The 16,866-nt window shown below is 76.0% G+C and carries 11 protein-coding genes; 6 read left to right on the forward strand and 5 right to left on the reverse strand.

Features of this window, described 5'->3' with window-relative positions:
- Nucleotides 1-122 precede the first annotated feature (122 nt).
- On the reverse strand, nt 123-4,973 hold the full coding sequence (locus V7E45_RS29615) for a DNA repair ATPase (RefSeq protein ID WP_333777270.1): 4,851 nt from the start codon (nt 4,971-4,973) through the stop codon (nt 123-125).
- 117 nt (nt 4,974-5,090) lie between these two features.
- Complete coding sequence (locus V7E45_RS29620) at nt 5,091-7,157, reverse strand: flotillin family protein (RefSeq protein WP_333777271.1); 2,067 nt, start codon at nt 7,155-7,157, stop codon at nt 5,091-5,093.
- A gap of 236 nt (nt 7,158-7,393) precedes the next feature.
- Here V7E45_RS29620 and V7E45_RS29625 point away from each other — a divergent pair, with 236 nt between their 5' ends.
- Together V7E45_RS29625 and V7E45_RS29630 are read left to right on the forward strand one after the other, a co-directional pair.
- Nucleotides 7,394-8,452: a PucR family transcriptional regulator gene (locus V7E45_RS29625; RefSeq protein WP_333777272.1), complete on the forward strand. Its 1,059-nt coding sequence runs from the start codon at nt 7,394-7,396 to the stop codon at nt 8,450-8,452.
- Between the two features lie 77 nt (nt 8,453-8,529).
- Entirely contained in the window at nt 8,530-9,519 is a 990-nt protein-coding gene (locus tag V7E45_RS29630; protein ID WP_333777273.1) for an NAD-dependent epimerase/dehydratase family protein, read from the forward strand.
- Between the two features lie 198 nt (nt 9,520-9,717).
- Here V7E45_RS29630 and V7E45_RS29635 read toward each other — a convergent pair whose 3' ends face one another.
- A complete protein-coding gene (locus V7E45_RS29635; protein WP_333777274.1) occupies nt 9,718-10,830 on the reverse strand; it encodes a sensor histidine kinase in 1,113 nt (370 codons plus the stop codon).
- Nucleotide 10,831: 1 nt separating this feature from the next.
- Entirely contained in the window at nt 10,832-11,590 is a 759-nt protein-coding gene (locus V7E45_RS29640; RefSeq protein ID WP_333777275.1) for a response regulator transcription factor, read from the reverse strand.
- A gap of 106 nt (nt 11,591-11,696) precedes the next feature.
- Here V7E45_RS29640 and V7E45_RS29645 point away from each other — a divergent pair, with 106 nt between their 5' ends.
- The 3 genes from V7E45_RS29645 to V7E45_RS29655 all read left to right on the forward strand — a co-directional run bounded on the left by V7E45_RS29645 (nt 11,697) and on the right by V7E45_RS29655 (nt 13,937).
- Entirely contained in the window at nt 11,697-12,395 is a 699-nt protein-coding gene (locus V7E45_RS29645) for a glycosyltransferase family 2 protein (protein ID WP_333777276.1), read from the forward strand.
- Nucleotides 12,396-12,567: 172 nt separating this feature from the next.
- Nucleotides 12,568-13,179, forward strand: a complete 612-nt coding sequence (locus V7E45_RS29650) for a TIGR04282 family arsenosugar biosynthesis glycosyltransferase (RefSeq protein WP_333777277.1) — start codon at nt 12,568-12,570, stop codon at nt 13,177-13,179.
- On the forward strand, nt 13,176-13,937 hold the full coding sequence (locus tag V7E45_RS29655) for a methyltransferase domain-containing protein (protein WP_333777278.1): 762 nt from the start codon (nt 13,176-13,178) through the stop codon (nt 13,935-13,937). The genes V7E45_RS29650 and V7E45_RS29655 overlap by 4 nt, the downstream gene beginning before the upstream one ends.
- A gap of 313 nt (nt 13,938-14,250) precedes the next feature.
- On the opposite strand, the gene V7E45_RS29660 is transcribed toward V7E45_RS29655, so the two are convergent.
- Nucleotides 14,251-15,576 (reverse strand): molybdopterin-dependent oxidoreductase, encoded by a 1,326-nt coding sequence (locus tag V7E45_RS29660; protein ID WP_333777279.1) that lies wholly within the window; start codon nt 15,574-15,576, stop codon nt 14,251-14,253.
- 113 nt (nt 15,577-15,689) lie between these two features.
- On the opposite strand from V7E45_RS29660, the gene V7E45_RS29665 reads away from it, so the two are divergent.
- Nucleotides 15,690-16,866: hypothetical protein (locus V7E45_RS29665; RefSeq protein ID WP_333777280.1), on the forward strand; the 1,177-nt coding region annotated here is incomplete at its 3' end.

Here is a 16,866-nt window from a genome sequence, read left to right on the forward strand (position 1 = left end):
CCCCCGCCCCCGACCCCGGTCCAGGTGGGCGTCCGCCAGGCGGCGGTCGCGGCGGATCAGGGCGTAGGTGGACGACGTGACCAGGGCGAAGGCGGCCGACAGTGGGGCCAGGTAGTACAGCATCAGTCCTCCCCAGGGTGGGCGGGTGAGCCGGTGGCACGGGTGATGGCGGACTCGACCGCCGCCACCCGCTCAGCGAGCAGGCCGAGGGCGGCGACCGCACGGGTCAGCGGGTCGTCCCCGGGTCCGCCGAGGGCGCGGGCGCGGACGTGGGCGGCCTTCACCTCGGCCCAGCGGGCGGCCTGCCCGGCGGTGAGGGTGCCGCGCAGCTCGGCGAGTTTGAGGAGGTTGGCCTCGGCGCCGCTGGTGAGGGTCTGGGCCTCGGCCGTGTAGTGGTCGGCGATCACCGCGTCGCGCTCGGCGTCGTTCATGACCGGGCGCAGCCGCTGGGCGATCCGGTTCATGTCCCGGTAGGAGCCCTGGAGGCGGAACGGCGGTTCGGTGCGGGCCTCCTCGGAGCGGGCGGCGGAGGCGATGTAGGCCGCGTTCACCGTGAGGACCGTGTCGCGCGCGGCGAGCAGGTGGCGCAGCACCGCGAGGACCCGGTCGAGTTCGGCGGGCACCAAGGGGTGCGTGAGTCGGTCCGCGCGGGCCGTGGGGTCACCGGCGGCCAGCCGTACCAGCAGCTCCAGGTCCGCGCGGTCGCGGCCGGCGAGGGGGGCGAGGACCGGGTTGGCGGTGAGCGCGTTCTCCACGAAGCTGAGCGCGAAGACCTCCTCCTTGCCGGTGAGGACGTCGCCGAGGTTCCACACGTCCGCCCGGTTGGCGAGCATGTCCGGCACCCGGAAGCGCGCGCCGGACTCGGTGTAGGGGTTGCCGGCCATGCACACCGCGAACCGCTTGCCGCGCAGGTCGTAGGTGCGCGGCTCGCCGTCCCACACCCCGTCGACCCGGCGGGTCGCGTCGCACAGCGGGATGAACTTCTGCAGCAGCTCGGGCGAGGTGTGCTGGATGTCGTCCAGGTACAGCAGCGTGTTGTTGCCTGCCGCCAGCGCGAAGTTGATCTTCTCGACCTCGCGGCGGGCGGTGGCGTCCGGGGCGCCGGCCGGGTCGAGCGAGGTGACGGCGTGGCCGAGCGCCGGGCCGCTGACCTTGACCAGCATCAGGCCGAGGCGGTCGGCGACGTACTCCATGAGCGTGGTCTTGCCGTAGCCGGGCGGGGAGACGAGCAGGAGCAGCCCGCCGGTGTCGGTGCGCCTGGACTCGCCGGTGGTGCCGAGCTGACGGGCCAGGCTGTCGCCGACCAGCGGCAGGTAGACCTCGTCGACGAGCCGGTTGCGGACGAAGGCGGACATGACCCGGGGGCGGTGGTCGGTCAGGCGGAGCCGGTCGCGTTCGGCCCCCACCAGGGCGCCGCGGCGGCTCAGGTAGGCGCGGAAGGCGGGCACCTCCCGCTCGGCGAACCGGGCCGTGCGGGCCACGAACTCGTCCAGCCGCACCGGCAGCCGGCCGCCGCCGATTCGCGGGTGGTCGCCCAGCAGGCCCTCGACGGTGGCGGTCAGCGGGGCGTCGCCGTCGTAGCGGGGCAGCTCCGGGCAGAGTTCGGCGGCCACCGCCTCGGCCAGTTCGCCGGGTCCGGCGCCCGCGCCGGACGCGGTGGCGTACGCGGTCAGCCACGCCTCCACCACCTGCCGGCGGGCGCCCAGTCCGGTCAGCTCCACCAGGTCACGGGCGTACGCGGTGCCGCCGACCGCGTGCCGGAACTTGTCCAGCAGGGTGCGGGCGGCCGCGCCGAGGACGAAGGCGTCGCCGGTGGTCAGCTCGTCGAAGAGGTAGGCGGCGGCCGGACCGGCGTCGGCGGCCCCGTCCCACGCCCCGATCGCCCCGGCCAGCTCCCCGGTCAGCTCGGCGATCCCGGCGACGGGGCCGAAGGTGTCCCGGGCGCGGGCGAGGGACACCGCGCGCCGCGTCCATGCCACGCGGGCCCCCGGATCGGTGCCGTGGGCCCAGAACAGCTGGGCCGCGGCGCGGGCGGCGGGCTCGTGGCGCAGGGTGCCGGCGCCCTCGTGGAGCGGGAGCAGCGCGGTCAGGATCGCGGTGGCGTCGTGGTCGTGGACCCCGCGCTCGTAGCCCTCGTCGTACGCCGCCTGCGCCGCCCGACGGACCAGGGCGGGCAGGTCGGCGGCGGAGAGGGCGGCCGCGCCGTGCTCGGCCAGCAGCCGGGCGGCGAGGTGCTCGGCGCGGTAGACCTCCGGCGACTCGGACGGCAGCCGGCGGTCCCAGAACGGGCGGGTGCCGGCGAAGCCGGGGTCGGTCACCGGCCGGCGGTAGTCGGTGCCGGTGACCGCGAAGGCGAGGCCGTCGCCGTGCGGCACCAGGGTGAGGTCGAGGGGCTGGGTGTTGACGGCGAAGCGGTGGCCGCCGAGGAGCAGGGTGCGGCCGTCGTCGGCGTACAGGTCGGCCCGGTCGCGCAGGGCGCGGGTGGCCTCCTGGCGGGCGGCCTTGAGCCGGCCGTCGAGTTCCTCGGCGCGCACGCTGTCGCCGAGGGCCCGCAGGTCCGCGGCGGTGCGGCGGACCTTGGCGACCATCGGGTCGGACGCGAAGTAGGTGGTGATCGCGTCGGTGTCGGCGAGCGTGGCCGCGCGGCGGGCCACGGTCTCCAGCACCCGGGCGGCGGAACCGGCCAGTTGCTCGGCGCGGTGGGCGCGGGTGTCGGCGAGCGACTGCTTGCGGGCGGCGAAGGCCTCGTAGACCTCGGTGCGGGTGCCGGCGACCTCGGTGAGGAAGTCGTCGAACTCGGCGAACCTGGCCTCCAGGTCCTCCAGGCGGCCGAGCAGCAGGGCGAGCTGGTCGTCGCAGCTCTCGGGGCTGTCGGCGGCGGCGAGCGCCGCGGTGACCGCCTGGGCCAGCAGGGCGGTCTCGGCGGCGAACTCGGCGCGGCCCTCGTGGTCGAGCAGGGCGCGGCGGCGGGCGTCGAGGGTGGCGCGGGCCCGGTTGACGCCGCCGAGGACCTCGGCGATCCGCTCCAGGACGCCGGTGCGGACGGTGGCGTCGGCGATGTCGAGGCCGGTGACGACCTCGGTGACCGTGCGCAGCCCGTCGGCCAGGTCGTCCAGGCGCGCGCTGACGGGGCCGGCCGCGGCCGCGGTCGGGATCGAGCCGGCCTGTTCCACGAGCTGTTCGACGTCCGCGTGCTGCGCCGTGAAGGCGTCCTCGCGGGCCAGGAAGGACACCGCCCGCCGCCCGAAGGACGCCAGGTCGGCCTCCGCCCCGGCGGCCAGTTCGTCGACGCGCGCGGTGTCGACGTGGCGCAGCTCCCTGAGGGTGAGCAGATGGCCGTGTGCGTGCCGGAGTTCGGTGAGTCCGCGCACCCAGGCCGCGGCGTCCCGGGGGGCCTCGCCGCGCAGCCTGCGGACCACGGCGGCGATCCGGTCCGCGGCCTCCTCCAGCGCGGCGGCGGCCTGCCGGGTCAGCTCCCGTACGGTCTCGAACTCGCCGAGCACCTGCTCGGCCGTCTCCCGCACGGCCTCCAACGGGTGCCTGAGGTCGCCGAGTTCGGGTTCGGCCAGCCAGTGGTGGGTGTCGGCGGCGCGCACGCAGGCGGCGGCCAGCGCCCGGTAGCCCTCGCCGGTCGTGATGCCGTCGGCGACGAGCCGGGCGACGGAGAGGCAGTCGGCGAGGCCGCGCACGAGGTCGGCGTTGCCGACCCGGGCCAGGGCCCCGGTGCCGGTGCGCAGGGCGGCGGCCTGGGTGTCGGAGACGTACGGCGAGGTCCACCACTGCAGGGTGTGCCCGTGCGCGGGCTCGTCGCCGTCCGCGCGCAGCACGGCCAGGGCGCCGTCCTCGAAGAGGGCCCAGCCCCGGCAGGGCAGCGGGCCCGCGACCTCCTTGCGGAGCGTGTTGTACGACAGCAGCAGGGTGTGGCCCCCGGCCCGGGAGCGGAACGCGTACAGCACGTCCTCGCCGTTGGGCGAGCGCACCTCCCGTTCCGGTTCGAGGCCGCCCGTGTCGAGGTCGTACGCCTTGTGGGCGCCGCCGGCCAGGCAGTAGCCGCCCGGGAAGACGATGCCCTGGTCCTCGGGCAGCCGGCGGCACGCCTGCCCGAGGCCGTCGAGCCGGAGCACCGACCGGGTCAGCGTGTCGAACACCAGGTACCGGTCGGCGTCCTCCTTGTACGGCCGCACCCGCAGCAGGACGAGCGGCCCCACGCGCGCGTGCGCGACGGCGGCGTCGGCGAGGGCCTGCAGCGGTTCCTCGACCGGCTCGGCGTACAGCTCCTCGCCCTCGGGTCCGCGCACGGTGAGCCGGCCGCCGACGGTCCCCACGCCCACCCCGCCCGGCACCGACACGTACGGGTCGCGGCCGAGGACGTGGTCCTCGCGGGTGGTGGCGGTCCAGTCGAAGTCGTGCGCGGGCGGGGCGGTGTCGTCGCGGTCTCCGCGCGCGTCCAGGAACCGGGCACCGCCGCCGGCGGTCAGGTCCCAGCGCAGCGCGCGGACGTCGTCGGCCTTCTCGCCGGTGCGGAACACCGCCAGCAGCCGGTCGTCCAGGAGGCGCAGCCGCAGCAGCCGGGCCTGCCGGTAGTAGCGGTGCAGGGCGGTGAACTCCCGCCGGAACGCGGGGTCGTCGAGCAGGCCGGGCACGGCGTCCTCGGGCAGCCGGTTCAGGTCCCGGTCGTACAGGCCGAGGACGTCCCCGACCGCCGTGTCCTCGGTCTGCCGGCCGGTGCCGCCGAACAGCAGCACGTCCCCGACGGCGACGACGTCGCGGGGCACGCACGCGTGGCCCGTGCTCAGCCGCCCGGTGGCCCGCAGGGCGAACGCGGCGGAGCCGAACTCCTCGGCGCGGCGCCCGTTGAGGGCCTCGGCGCGCCGGGCGAGGTCGGCGGCCTGGGCGGCCAGCCGGTCACGCAGCACCTCGTAGGTGCCGGCGTCGACGGTGTCGTACGTACCCGTCTCCGGGGCGGTTGCCATGGAGGACGTTTCCCTTCGAGGGCGTGCGGGACGGTGAACTTCCGTGCGCCGCCGGGCGGTTCCGTGCGACGGGCGGGGCCGGGCCGCCGACCCCCGTACGGGGCCCGGCCCCGGCCGTCACAGGCGGGCGGTGCCGTTCAGCGCCGTCACGGGGGTGTCGGCGAGCCCCAGCTCGCCGGCCCGGTCGAGGAGCCGGCGGAACTGCCCGGCCTCCGGGCCGCCGGACTTCATCAGCTTCATCAGCAGCGCCGAGACCGTCAGGTGCTGCACGTCGGCCGCGCCGAGCGAGCCGAGCATCCGGCCCAGGTCGTCGGTGAAGCTGCCCGAACCGTCCAGCCAGGGCCCCGCGAGCGCCTGCGCCGTACGGGAGTTGTCGACGAAGCCGTCGACGCCCTTGCCGAGCGAGACCGCCGACACCAGCCGGTCGAAGAAGACGGACTCCCCGCCGACGATGTCGATGTCGGCGTTCTCCAGGCCGGTCGCGAGGACCGTGGCCTGCGCCTCGGCGACCTGCCGCTGGGTCTCCAGGCCGGCCAGCCGGATCTCCTTCTCCGCCTGCAGCCGCAGCCGGTACTCCTCGTGGCCCCGGGACGCCTCGTCCAGGGCGGCCATGGCGGCGGCCTTGTCGGTCAGGCCCGCGGCCTCGGCCTTCAGCTTCTCGCCGATGCCGGCGGCCTCCGCGAGCGCCTTCGCGCGGGCGCCCTCGGCCTCGGCGAGCGCCTTGGCCTGGCCGCCCTCGGCCTCCGCGCGCAGCCGGGCCCCGGTGGCCTCGGCCTCGGCCCGGCCGGCCTTCACGGTGACCTCGGCCTCCTTGTCGCGGACCTGGAGCGCGGCCAGGCCCTCGGCGGCGGCCTCCGCCTGCACGCCCTCGGCGAGCCGCAGCTTGGCCCGCGCGTCGAGGTCGGCCGTCTTCAGCCGGGCCTCGGCGAGGGTGAGTTCCTCCGCGGCGCGGTGGGTGGCGGCCTGCTCGGCGGCCTCGGCCGCCTTGATGTCCTTGACCAGCTTCTCCTGCGCCTCCGCCTCGGCTGCGATCACGATGGCCTGCCGGTCGCGCTCGGCCTGCTCGACCGCGCGCAGCTTCTTGATGGACTCCTCCTGCTCGGCGACCGTGCGGTCCACCGCGACCCGCTCCCGGATGACCTCGGCGATGTCCCGCTTCTCCGCCTCGACCTCCTTCTCCGCGGCGATCCGCGTCAGCTGGGTCTCCCGTTCCCGGGCGATGACCTCCAGCATGCGGTCCTTCTCGATGCGCTCGTTCTCCACGGCGATGACCCGCTCGCGGTTCTTCGCGGCGACCGCGACCTCGCGCGCCTGGTTCTCGCGCTGCACGCCGAGTTGCTCCTCGGTGCGCAGGAAGGCGCCCTGGGCGCGCAGCCGCTCCTCCTCCACCACGCGGGCGGTCTCGGCCTCCTCGCGGGCCCGGGAGGTGTCGATCTCCCGCCGCTGCTTGATCTCGGCGTCGGCCTGCCGGCGTTCCAGCTCCAGGATGGCCTCCCGGGCGTCGACGTCCTGGCGGGTGATCTCCTTTTCCTCCGTGCGCCGGGCCTCGTTGGTGCGCACGTGCTCGATCGCCGTCAGCTCGGTGATCTTGCGGATGCCCTGGGCGTCGAGGACGTTGGCCGGGTCGAGCTGGGCGAGCGGGGTCTGCTCCAGGTAGTCGATCGCCGCGTCCTCGAGGTGGTAGCCGTTGAGGTCGACACCGATCAACTCGATGATGTGATAGCGGAGTTCCTCGCGCTTGGTGTACAGGTCGGTGAAGTCCATCTGCTTGCCGACGGTCTTCAGCGCCTCGGAGAACTTGGCGTGGAACAGCGTCTGCAGCGTGTCCTGGTGACTGGCGCGCTCGGTGCCGACGGACTGGGCGACCCTGATGACGTCCTCGACGGTCTTGTTGACCTTCACGAAGAACGAGATGCGGATGTCGGCGCGGATGTTGTCGCGGCAGATCAGCCCGTCCCGGCCGGAGCGGCTGATCTCGATGGTCTTCACCGAGATGTCCATGACCTCGGCCCGGTGCAGCACCGGCAGCACGACCTGGCCGGTGAACGACACGTCGACCCTGCGGGTCCTGGACACGATCAGCGCCCGGCCCTGGTCCACCTTGCGGTACAGACGGGAGAAGGCCAGCAGCGCGAGCACTACGACGACGAGACAGGCGGCGACGAGCACGCCGAGGGCTTCCATGGCATACGTCCTTGGGCGTCGGGCGACGAAGGCGGAAGAGCCTCCGGCTCCGGTGCGCGACGCCTGCCGGTGCGCGGCACCGGAGCCATCCGTGGTGCTCCCCTCGGGCGATGGTGCACGAGCGGAGCGCGCCCGCGCATTGCCGGTTTCCGGCAGCGTTCACTAGGGTCTCGGTGCCGGACGGGCGCCAGGGAACCGTCAGCGTCCCGTCAGGAACACGGGAATCGGGGGACGGCGTGTCGGAGCAGGGGATACCGGAGCACTACCTGGAGGGGTACGCCGGCGCCCTGGCGCAGGTGGCGGCCACCGGCCGGCGGCTGAGCCGGGAGGAGCTGGCGGCCCGCCGCGCCCTGGGCGAGCAGGCCGCCGACGCCGGGCACGGACTGCGCGCGCTGGTCGTCGCCCACCTGGCCGCCGCCCGCGCCGCCTGGCCCGGCTCCGCCGGCTCGGCCGACAGCACGCTGGCCGCCGTGCAGCAGGCGATCGACGCGTTCGCCGAGGGCTACGAGCGCGCCCAGCGGCTCGCCATGCGCCGGGAGGAGGCCGCGCGCCGCGAGTTCATCGACGACCTGCTCTACGGCCGCAGCGACCTGGGCCGGCTCGCCGAGCGCGCCGAGCGGTTCGGCCTGCGGCTGTCCCGGGCGCACGCGGTCGCCGTCGCCCAGGGCCCGGTCCCGTACGTCGAGGGCGATCCGGTGACCCGGCTGGTGGAACGGGCGGTCCTCGCCCGCTTCGACGCCCGCAGCATCCTGCTCACCACCAAGAACGGCCGTTTGCTGTGCGTCGCTCCCGGCGAGGAGGACGAGGTGGTCACCCACTTCGCCCGGCAGGCGTACGCGGCCGGCGAGGGCTGCCGGGTCGCGGTGGGCCGGCCGCGGCCGGGCCCCGGCGGGGTCGTGCAGTCGTACGAGGAGGCCCTCGCCGCGCTGGAGATGGCCGAGCGGCTCGACCTGGACCAGCCGCTGCTGCGCGCGGCCGACCTGCTCGTGTACCCGGTGCTCGCCCGCGACCGGCAGGCCCTGACCGACCTGGTCTCGCACACGCTCGGCCCGCTCACCGCGGCCCGCGGCGGCGCGCGGCCGCTGCTGGACACGCTCACCGCCTACTTCGACTCCGGCTGCGTGGCCGCCGAGGCCGCCCGCCGGCTCGCGCTCAGCGTGCGCGCCCTGACCTACCGCCTGGAACGCATCCACAAGCTGACCGGCGCCGACCCGTCCGACCCGGCGCACCGGTACACGCTGCAGACGGCGGTGATCGGCGCCCGGCTGCTGGACTGGCCCGCCCAGCCCCTGTGAGGGGAAGTCCTTACGGAGCGGTGACGCACCGCCCGGCGTGACCCGGCGCGGGCCCGCCGCGCGCCTAGCGTGGGCGTATGCGCGTACTGGTCACCGGCGGTGCCGGGTTCATCGGGTCCCATGTCGCGGACGCACTGCGGGCGTCCGGGCACGAGCCGGTCGTCTTCGACGTCCGGGACGATCCCGCCGCCGACGTACGGGACCCGGCGGCCGTCGCCGCCGCGCTGGCGGGCGTGGACGCGGTCTGCCACCAGGCGGCCATGGTGGGCCTCGGGGACGGCGTCGCGGACGCGGCCGCGTACGTCTCCCGCAACGACCTGGGCACCGCCGTGCTGCTGGCCGCGATGGCCGGGGCGGGCGTACGGCGGCTGGTGCTGGCCGGGTCGATGGTCGTGTACGGGGAGGGCCGGTACGAGTGTCCCGCGCACGGCGTCGTACGCCCCGGGCCGCGCGCCGCCGCCGACCTGGCGGCGGGCCGCTTCGAACCGGGCTGCCCCTCCTGCGGGGCGCCGCTGTCCCCCGGCCTCGTCACCGAGGACGCCCCGGCCGACCCGCGCAACGTGTACGCGGCGACCAAGCTCGCCCAGGAGCACCTGGCGGCGTCCTGGGCCCGCGCCACGGACGGTTCGGCGGTCTCGTTGCGCTACCACAACGTGTACGGCCCCCGGATGCCCCGGGACACCCCGTACGCCGGGGTCGCCTCCTTCTTCCGCTCGGCCCTCGTCCGCGGGGAGGCGCCCCGGGTGTTCGAGGACGGCCGGCAGCGGCGGGACTTCGTGCACGTACGGGACGTGGCCGCCGCCAACGTCACCGCGCTGGAGGCCGGTTCACGTCCCGGCACGCTCCGTGCCTACAACACCGGCAGCGGGGAGCCGCACACGGTCGGCGACCTGGCCCGTGCCCTGGCCGCCGCCCACGGCGGCCCGGAGCCGGTGGTCACCGGCGAGTACCGGCTGGGCGACGTACGGCACATCACGGCGGACTCCTCCCGCCTGCGCGCGGAGCTGGGCTGGAAGCCGGAGATCGGCTTCGCGGAGGGCATGCGGGAGTTCGCGCGGGCCCGGTGAGCCGGACCGGGAGCACCGCAAGCACCGGGGAGCCAGCGAACTCCCCTACAAACCCGCCCCCTTGTCGTAGATCTCCTGAGCGCACGCCCCGCCCCCGGCACCGTCGGCGGCGAGGACCGGGTCGGCCGGGTCGCCGTCGTCCACGGCACCGCGAGCGGACCGGACCCCGCCGAGCATTAGTTTCCGGCGGGCTGACGCCTACGCCTCCGCCGCCGGCAGGGTCACCTCGAAGCGGCAGCCGCCCGGGATGTTCCGCACGGCCGCCCGGCCCCGGTGCGCCTCGACGATGCCCCGGACGATCGCCAGCCCCAGGCCCGCCCCGGCGGGCGGGGTGCGCGCGTCGGTGCCGCGCCAGCCGGTGTCGAAGACGCGGGGCAGGTCCTCCTCGGGGATGCCGCCGCAGCCGTCCGTCACCGAGAGCACCACGCCGTCGGGCGCCCGCTCGGCGGCGACCGCCACCGTGCCGTCCGCGGGCGTGCGCCGGATGGCGTTCACCAGCAGGTTGGCCAGGACCCGGCTCATCTCCTTGCCGTCGACCTCCACCGGCACCGGCTGCACCCCGTCGCCGACCAGCCGGACGCCGTGCTCGCGGGCGAGCGGGCCCACCCCCGCGAGGGCGTCGCCGACCAGGTCGTACAGCGAGACCCGGACCGGGCTCAGGGGCAGGGTGCCGGCGTGGATGCGGGAGAGCTCGAAGAGGTCGCCGACCATGGCGTCGAGGCGTTCCACCTCGGTGCGGATCTGCTTGAGGTAACGGTCGGGGTCGGCGGCCACCCCGTCCTCCAGCGCCTCCGACATGGCGCGCAGCCCGGCCAGCGGGGTGCGCAGGTCGTGCGAGATCCAGGCGACGAGTTCCCGGCGCGAGGTCTCCAGGGCCCGCTCGCGTTCCCGGGACGCGGCGAGTCTGGCGCTGGTGGCGGCCAGCTCGCGGCCGAGCGCGTCCAGTTCGGCGGTGGCCGGTGCGGCGGGCGCGGCGAAGGCGCCGTCGTCACCGAAGACGCGGGCCGCTTCGGCGAGTTCCCGGCTGCGGGCGACGACCCAGCGGCCCAGCAGCAGCGCGGTGACCAGCGAGACGACGGCCGCCATGGCGACGACGGTGGTGACCACCCGCAGGTCGTGCGAGGACAGGAACATCGCCCGGGCCACGGCCATCGTCCCGGCGAGCATGGCGACCACCCCGACGGCGGCCACCACCGCGAGGGACAGGGTGAGGGAGCGCCGGCGGATCAGACGCAGCACGGCCGCTCCGGCGACGCCGGTGGCGGCGGCGCCGAGGAAGGCGTAGAGGGCGATCAGCAGGGTGTCGCGCACGTCAGTCCGCCTCCTTGCCGGTGGTGTCGAAGCGGTAGCCGACACCCCAGACGGTCTGGATGAGCCGGGGCCGCGCGGGGTCGTCCTCGACCTTGCCGCGCAGCCTGCGCACATGGACGGTGACGGTCGACAGGTCGCCGAAGTCCCAGCCCCACACCTCCCGCATCAGCTCCTCCCGGGCGAACGCCCGCCCCGGGTTGCGCAGCAGGAAGGCGAGCAGGTCGAACTCACGCAGGGTGAGGGCCAGTTCGGTGCCGTTCTTGGTGGCGCGCCGGGCGGCCGGGTCGACGGCCAGACCGGCGGCGCCGAACGGGCCGTGCCGGCCGTGCGGCGCGGCCGGCCGGGCCCGGCGCAGCACCGAGTCCACCCGCAGCACCAGTTCGCGCGGGCTGAACGGCTTGGTGACGTAGTCGTCGGCGCCGACCTCCAGGCCGAGGATGCGGTCCTCCTCGTCGCCGCGGGCGGTGAGCATGACGACCGGCACCGGCCCGTGCGCGCGCAGCCGCCGGCACACCTCGAGGCCGTCCATCCCGGGCAGCATCAGGTCGAGCACCACCAGGTCGGGCCGGTGCGCCGCGGCGCGCTCCAGGGCGGCCGGGCCGTCGGCGGCGCGGTCCACGGCGTATCCGGCGCGGTCCAGGTACCCGGCGACGACCTCGGCGACGGTCGGGTCGTCGTCCACGACGAGGACCCGGCCCCGTCCGCCCGGCCGCGGCCCGGGCTCCGGTCCGGCGTGCGGGGATGCGTACGGCTGCTGCATGTGCTCCACCCTGGCACCACGCCGCCGCCGGTGCCCGGCCCCCCTGCCCGACGTCCGCGTTTCGTAAGCAGCGGAAGACCGCTTTGTCACGATTCCGGTTCGTAGGGTGAACGCCGTGACCACCTCAACACCCCCGCCCGGCGTGGACGTCGTGCTGCCCTGTCTGAACGAGGCCGGTGCCCTGCCCTGGGTCCTCGCCCGTGTCCCGGCCGGCTGGCGCGCCCTCGTCGTCGACAACGGCTCCACGGACGGCTCCGCCGACCTCGCGCGTTCCCTCGGCGCGACCGTCGTGCGCGAGGAGCGGCGCGGGTTCGGCGCCGCCTGCCACGCCGGGCTGCTGGCCGCCACCGCCGACGTGGTGTGCTTCTGCGACTGCGACGCCTCCCTCGACCCCGGCCGTCTGGTCCCCTTCGTCGACGAGGTCCGCGCCGGCCGGGCCGACCTGGTGCTCGGCAGGCGCCGGCCGCGGACCCGGGGCGCCTGGCCGGCGCACGCCCGCGCCGGCAACCTCGCGCTCACCCGGCTGCTGCGCCGCCGCACCGGGCTGCGCCTGCACGACCTCGGCCCGCTGCGCGCCGCCCGACGCGAGCCGCTGCTCGCCCTCGGCCTGACCGACCGGCGCAGCGGCTATCCCTTGCAGATGGTGGTCCGCGCGGCCGACGCGGGCTGGCGCGTCACCGAGCACGACGTGCCCTACCTGCCCCGCACGGGCGCCTCGAAGGTCACCGGCACGTGGCGGGGGACCTGGCAGGCGGTGCGGGACATGAGCGCGGTGCTGAACGAGCCGCCCGTCGGCCGTGCCTAGCCGCCCGCTGTCGTACCCGGCCGCGGGTCGCTCCTCGGCCGCGGGGCGGTGGGGGCCGGTCACGCGGTTCCCCGCGCCCAGGGGGTGGCGGCGCCGTCGGCCGTATCGCGCGCCCACTCCGCATGCGTTTCCATCGCCGCACAGCCCCGGGCGCCGGCCCAGGAAGGCTTACATGATCACTCTTCTCGTCATCGCCAAGGAACCCCGGCCCGGGCGGGTCAAGACGCGGCTCACGCCGCCCTTCAGCCCGGAGCAGGCCGCCGCTCTGGCCGAGGCCGCGCTCGCCGACACCCTGCGGGCGGTCGCCGCGGCCCCGGCCGCGCGCAGGCTGCTGGTGCTGGACGGCCGTCCGGGCCGGTGGCTGCCGCCCGGCTTCGACGTCGTACCGCAGTGCGCGGGCGGCCTCGACGCCCGGCTCGCCGACGCCTTCGCCCGTTGCTCGGGGCCCGCCCTGCTCATCGGCATGGACACCCCGCAGATCACCCCTGACCTGCTCACCGTGGACTTCGCGGACTGCGACGCCCTGTTCGGCCCGGCCGAGGACGGCGGCTTCTGGGCGCTGGGCCTGGCCCGCCCCGAACCCGGTCTGCTGCGGGGCGTGCCGATGTCGACGCCGGTGACCGGTGCCGTGCAGCGGGAGCGGCTTGTGGCCGCGGGGCTGCGGGTACGGGACCTGCCCCGGCTGCGGGACGTCGACACCGCCGCCGACGCCCGGGCGGTCGCCGCGCTCGCCCCGCACGGTGCCTTCGCCGCCCGGCTGGCCGGCTGCGCGGCCGGCCGGTGAGCGCCTCCGCGGTCCCGGCCGCACCCGCCTGGGCCGCCTCCGACCCGTACGCCACGGCCCTGCGCACCGGCCGGGGCCCGCTGTTCCTGCAACGCGCCGACGGATGGCTGCTCCCGCTGGAGGTGGAGCGCTGGTGCGCCGGTGCGGACGCCGTGGACCGGGCGGTGCTGGACCGCTGCGAGGGCGCCGTCCTGGACGTCGGCTGCGGGCCGGGCCGGCTGGTGGCGGAACTCGCCGCCCGGGGCCGTACCGTCCTCGGCGTGGACGTCAGCGAGGCCGCCGTCGCCCGGACCGTGACCGTCGGCGGCCAGGCGCTGCGCCGCTCCGTCTTCGAGCCGCTGCCCGGCGAGGGGCGCTGGGGCACCGTGCTGCTCATGGACGGCAACGTCGGCATCGGCGGCGACGTGCCCGCCCTGCTGCGCCGGATGGCCCGGCTGCTCGCGCCCGGCGGTCTGCTGATCGCCGAGACGGCGCCGCTGGACCTCGAGGAGCGGACCGAGGTGCGGGTGGTCACCCCCGGCCGGGAGCCGGTCGGCGACCCGTTCCCCTGGGCGCGGGTCGGCACCCCCGCGCTGCTGCGTCACGCGGACCGCCCGAGGTGGCGGGCGGTCGCTCAGTGGACGGCCGGCGGCCGCCGCTTCGCCGCCCTGCGCACCCGCACCGCGAGCAGCAGCGCCGAGCCGCCGAAGAGCACCGCGGTGATCAGCAGCCAGCGCCCGAGGAACACGTCGGCCGACTGGCCGGTGGCCGAGCGGTAACGCCGGCCCGCCAGGTCCAGGACCAGGGGGGACCACACGAGCAGGAGCAGCCCCGACAGCACGGCCGGCACCCGCACGTACGCCAGCCACGCCCGCCGCCCGGCCGTGTCGAGGCCACGCACCACCGCCCGGTCCAGCATCACGTACAGCGGCAGCAGGACGAGGTCGTGCAGCAGGGCGGCGCCCACGATCCACAGCGCCACCGCGAACCAGTCACCGGCCAGGAGCCGTACGGCGGCGTACCCGGCGAGCGCGAAGGAGCAGCCGAGCAGCAGCAGCTGGAACGGGCTGCCGAGGGGGAGGTGGCGCGGCATCACAGGTCTCCGAAGGTCAGCCGGGCCACCCACTTGGTGTTGAGCACCCCGGGTGCCGCGGGCACGATGATCCGGGCCGGGTGGCCGTGGTCGGGGGACAGCTCCTCGCCGTTGACGAACAGCGCGAGCAGGGAGCGGCCGTCGGCCACCTGGTTGGCGCGCAGCGCCGCGCGGCGGAAGGCGCCGTGCCGTTGCAGGGACTCCACCAGCACGTCCGGCGGGTCACCGTCGTACCCGACGAGCGCCGCGAGGTCGCGCAGCCGCACCCCGCGCCACCACTGGTCGGCGGTGGACCAGCCCTCCACGCAGGCGATCGGCAGCGAGGAGCTGTGCAGCGGCATGCGCAGCAGCCGGGCTCGGTCGAGCCGGACGGTCCCGGTGCGCCCGGTGACGACGAGCCGCCACGCGTCCTCCCCCGTCTCCGCCGGGTCGATCCCGGCGTAGGCGGCGGTCTTGTTGATCTGGAAGCCGTTGGGGCCGCCGGCCGGGTCGGGTCCGCCGTGCGGGGCGAGCAGGGCGGTACGGCGGAAGGGCCCGCCCAGGCTCTGCCCCACCGTGGTCAGGAACAGCAGCAGCGAGCCGCCGCCGACCAGGGCCAGCGCCCCGCGCCGGGAGACGGTGGGCGGATCGGGAAGCGGCGCGACCAGGTCGCCCTCCTCCCGCACGCCCTCCTCCCGCGCCGCTCCCCGCAGCGCGCCCTCCTCCCGCACGTCCCGCGCGTGCACCGGCTGCTCCTGTGCCGCGCCCGCGCCGGTCCGCCGCCGACGTACGGTGCGCACCGCGGCCGGTGCCTTGAGGGCCACGTGCGCCAGGAAGGCGGCGAAGAACACCCACGCCCCGTAGAAGTGCAGCGGGTAGAAGGAGCCGGGGAAGACGTACTCGAGCTGGACGTTGAGCACCCCGGTGGTGAACTCGAACAGGCCGCCCCCGACCAGCAGCAGCAGCGAGATCCGTTCCAGCGCGTGCGCGAGCGAACGGGCAGGCGGCAGCGCGAACAGCCGCGGCACCACCGACCACAGCTTGGCCAGCAGCACCGGGACGAGGGTGACGCCGAGGGTGACGTGCAGGCCCTGGGTGAACCGGTACAGCCATACGGGGCCGGTCGGCCACGGGAAGAGGTAGAAGCCGAGCACGCCCTTGCCGGGGGTCGTGTCGTTCACCGGGGACAGACCCGGGTTGTAGGCCGCGTACGACAGCAGGCCGGTCACGAACAGCACCGTGACACCGACGAGCAGGACGAGGCCGAGCACCGAGGTGAACCAGGGGCCGCGCAGGGGGCTGCGCCAGAACCTGGGCGAGGTGGGAAGCGAAGGGCGGTCGCGCATGCTTCGACCGTAGGCCGGGAGATGCCCGGAAGGCGGGGTGCGACCCATGACGAAACGCTGACGTCCGGCCCGGACGGCGGACCGTGCGGAGCCGGGCGGCCTAACGTGCCGACGTGACCCGCTCCCTGCGTCGTGACCTGTACGCCGTCGGCGCCGCCGCCCTGCTCGTGACGGTGGCCGTCCTGGTCGGCCGCCGCATCCAGGACACCCGACACGTCCTCTACGTGCACTGGCCGCCGCTGCTGGCCGAATGGGACCCGCACCTGGGCCCCGGCACCCCGGCCGCCGTCCTGCTCGCGGCGGCCGGGGTCGCGTACGGGCCCGCCCTGGCCGCCCGGCTCGCCTGGCCCGCCCTGCTCGCCGCCGCCTGGGCCGCTGCGACGGCCTGGATCCTCTCGCTCGCCCTCGTCGACGGCTGGCACCGGGGTGTCGCCGGCCGCCTCACCACCCGCGAGGAGTACCTCCGGGTCATCGGCCGCTTCCACGACGTCCCGGCGGCCCTGCGCGACTTCACCCACCACATCGTCGCCGGCACCCCGCACCCGTGGCCGGCCCATGTCGCAGGACACCCGCCGGCTGCCACCCTCACCTTCGTCCTGCTCGACCACCTCGGGCTGCGCGGCGGCGGCTGGGCCGGGATGTGGTGCGTGCTCACCGGTGCGACGGCCTGCGTGGCCGTCCTGGTCGCCGTGCGGGCCCTGGCGGACGAGGCCCTGGCCCGCAGGGCCGCCCCGTTCCTGGTGCTCACCCCGGCCGCCGTCTGGTTCGGCGTCTCCGCCGACGGCTGGTTCGCCGCGGTCGCCGCCTGGGCGGTGGCCCTGCTCGCGCTCGCGGTCACCCGCCGGTCCCCGTCCCTGGCGGCGGCCTCCGGGGTGCTCCTCGGGCTGACCTGCTACCTGTCCTACGGCCTGACGCTCGTGGCACTGCCGGTGCTCGCGGTCCTGCTGCTCGGCCGGGGCGGGGTCCGGGCCCGCCCGCTGCTGCTCGTGGCCCTGCTCGTCGGACTGGCCGTCGTACCGCTGGCGTTCACGCTCGCCGGGTTCGACTGGTGGACGGCCTACCACCTGCTGGTGACCCGCTACTTCCAGGGAGTCGGCGGCCGCCGGCCCTACGGCTACTGGGTGTGGGCCAACCTCGCCTGCACGGTGCTGATCACCGGCCCGGCGACGGCGGCGGGCCTGCGCCGCACCTCCGTCGCACTCGCTCGCACCGCGAACACTGGGGACACCGGAGACATCGGGGACACCCGGGACACCGCGGACACCGGGGCGCCGCCGCGCACCGCCCCCG

The sequence above is a fragment of the Streptomyces sp. IBSBF 3136 genome (assembly GCF_036815105.1).
Lineage (GTDB): Bacteria > Actinomycetota > Actinomycetes > Streptomycetales > Streptomycetaceae > Streptomyces.

What these genes read in the sequence shown, in the direction of transcription:
- V7E45_RS29640 (WP_333777275.1), bottom strand. Translation starts at nt 11,590, where the DNA reads ATGCAGCAGCCGTACGCATCCCCGCACGCCGGACCGGAGCCCGGGCCG.
- V7E45_RS29620 (WP_333777271.1), bottom strand. Translation starts at nt 7,157, where the DNA reads ATGGAAGCCCTCGGCGTGCTCGTCGCCGCCTGTCTCGTCGTCGTAGTG.
- V7E45_RS29650 (WP_333777277.1), top strand. Translation starts at nt 12,568, where the DNA reads ATGATCACTCTTCTCGTCATCGCCAAGGAACCCCGGCCCGGGCGGGTC.
- V7E45_RS29660 (WP_333777279.1), bottom strand. Translation starts at nt 15,576, where the DNA reads ATGCGCGACCGCCCTTCGCTTCCCACCTCGCCCAGGTTCTGGCGCAGC.
- V7E45_RS29615 (WP_333777270.1), bottom strand. Translation starts at nt 4,973, where the DNA reads ATGGCAACCGCCCCGGAGACGGGTACGTACGACACCGTCGACGCCGGC.
- V7E45_RS29630 (WP_333777273.1), top strand. Translation starts at nt 8,530, where the DNA reads ATGCGCGTACTGGTCACCGGCGGTGCCGGGTTCATCGGGTCCCATGTC.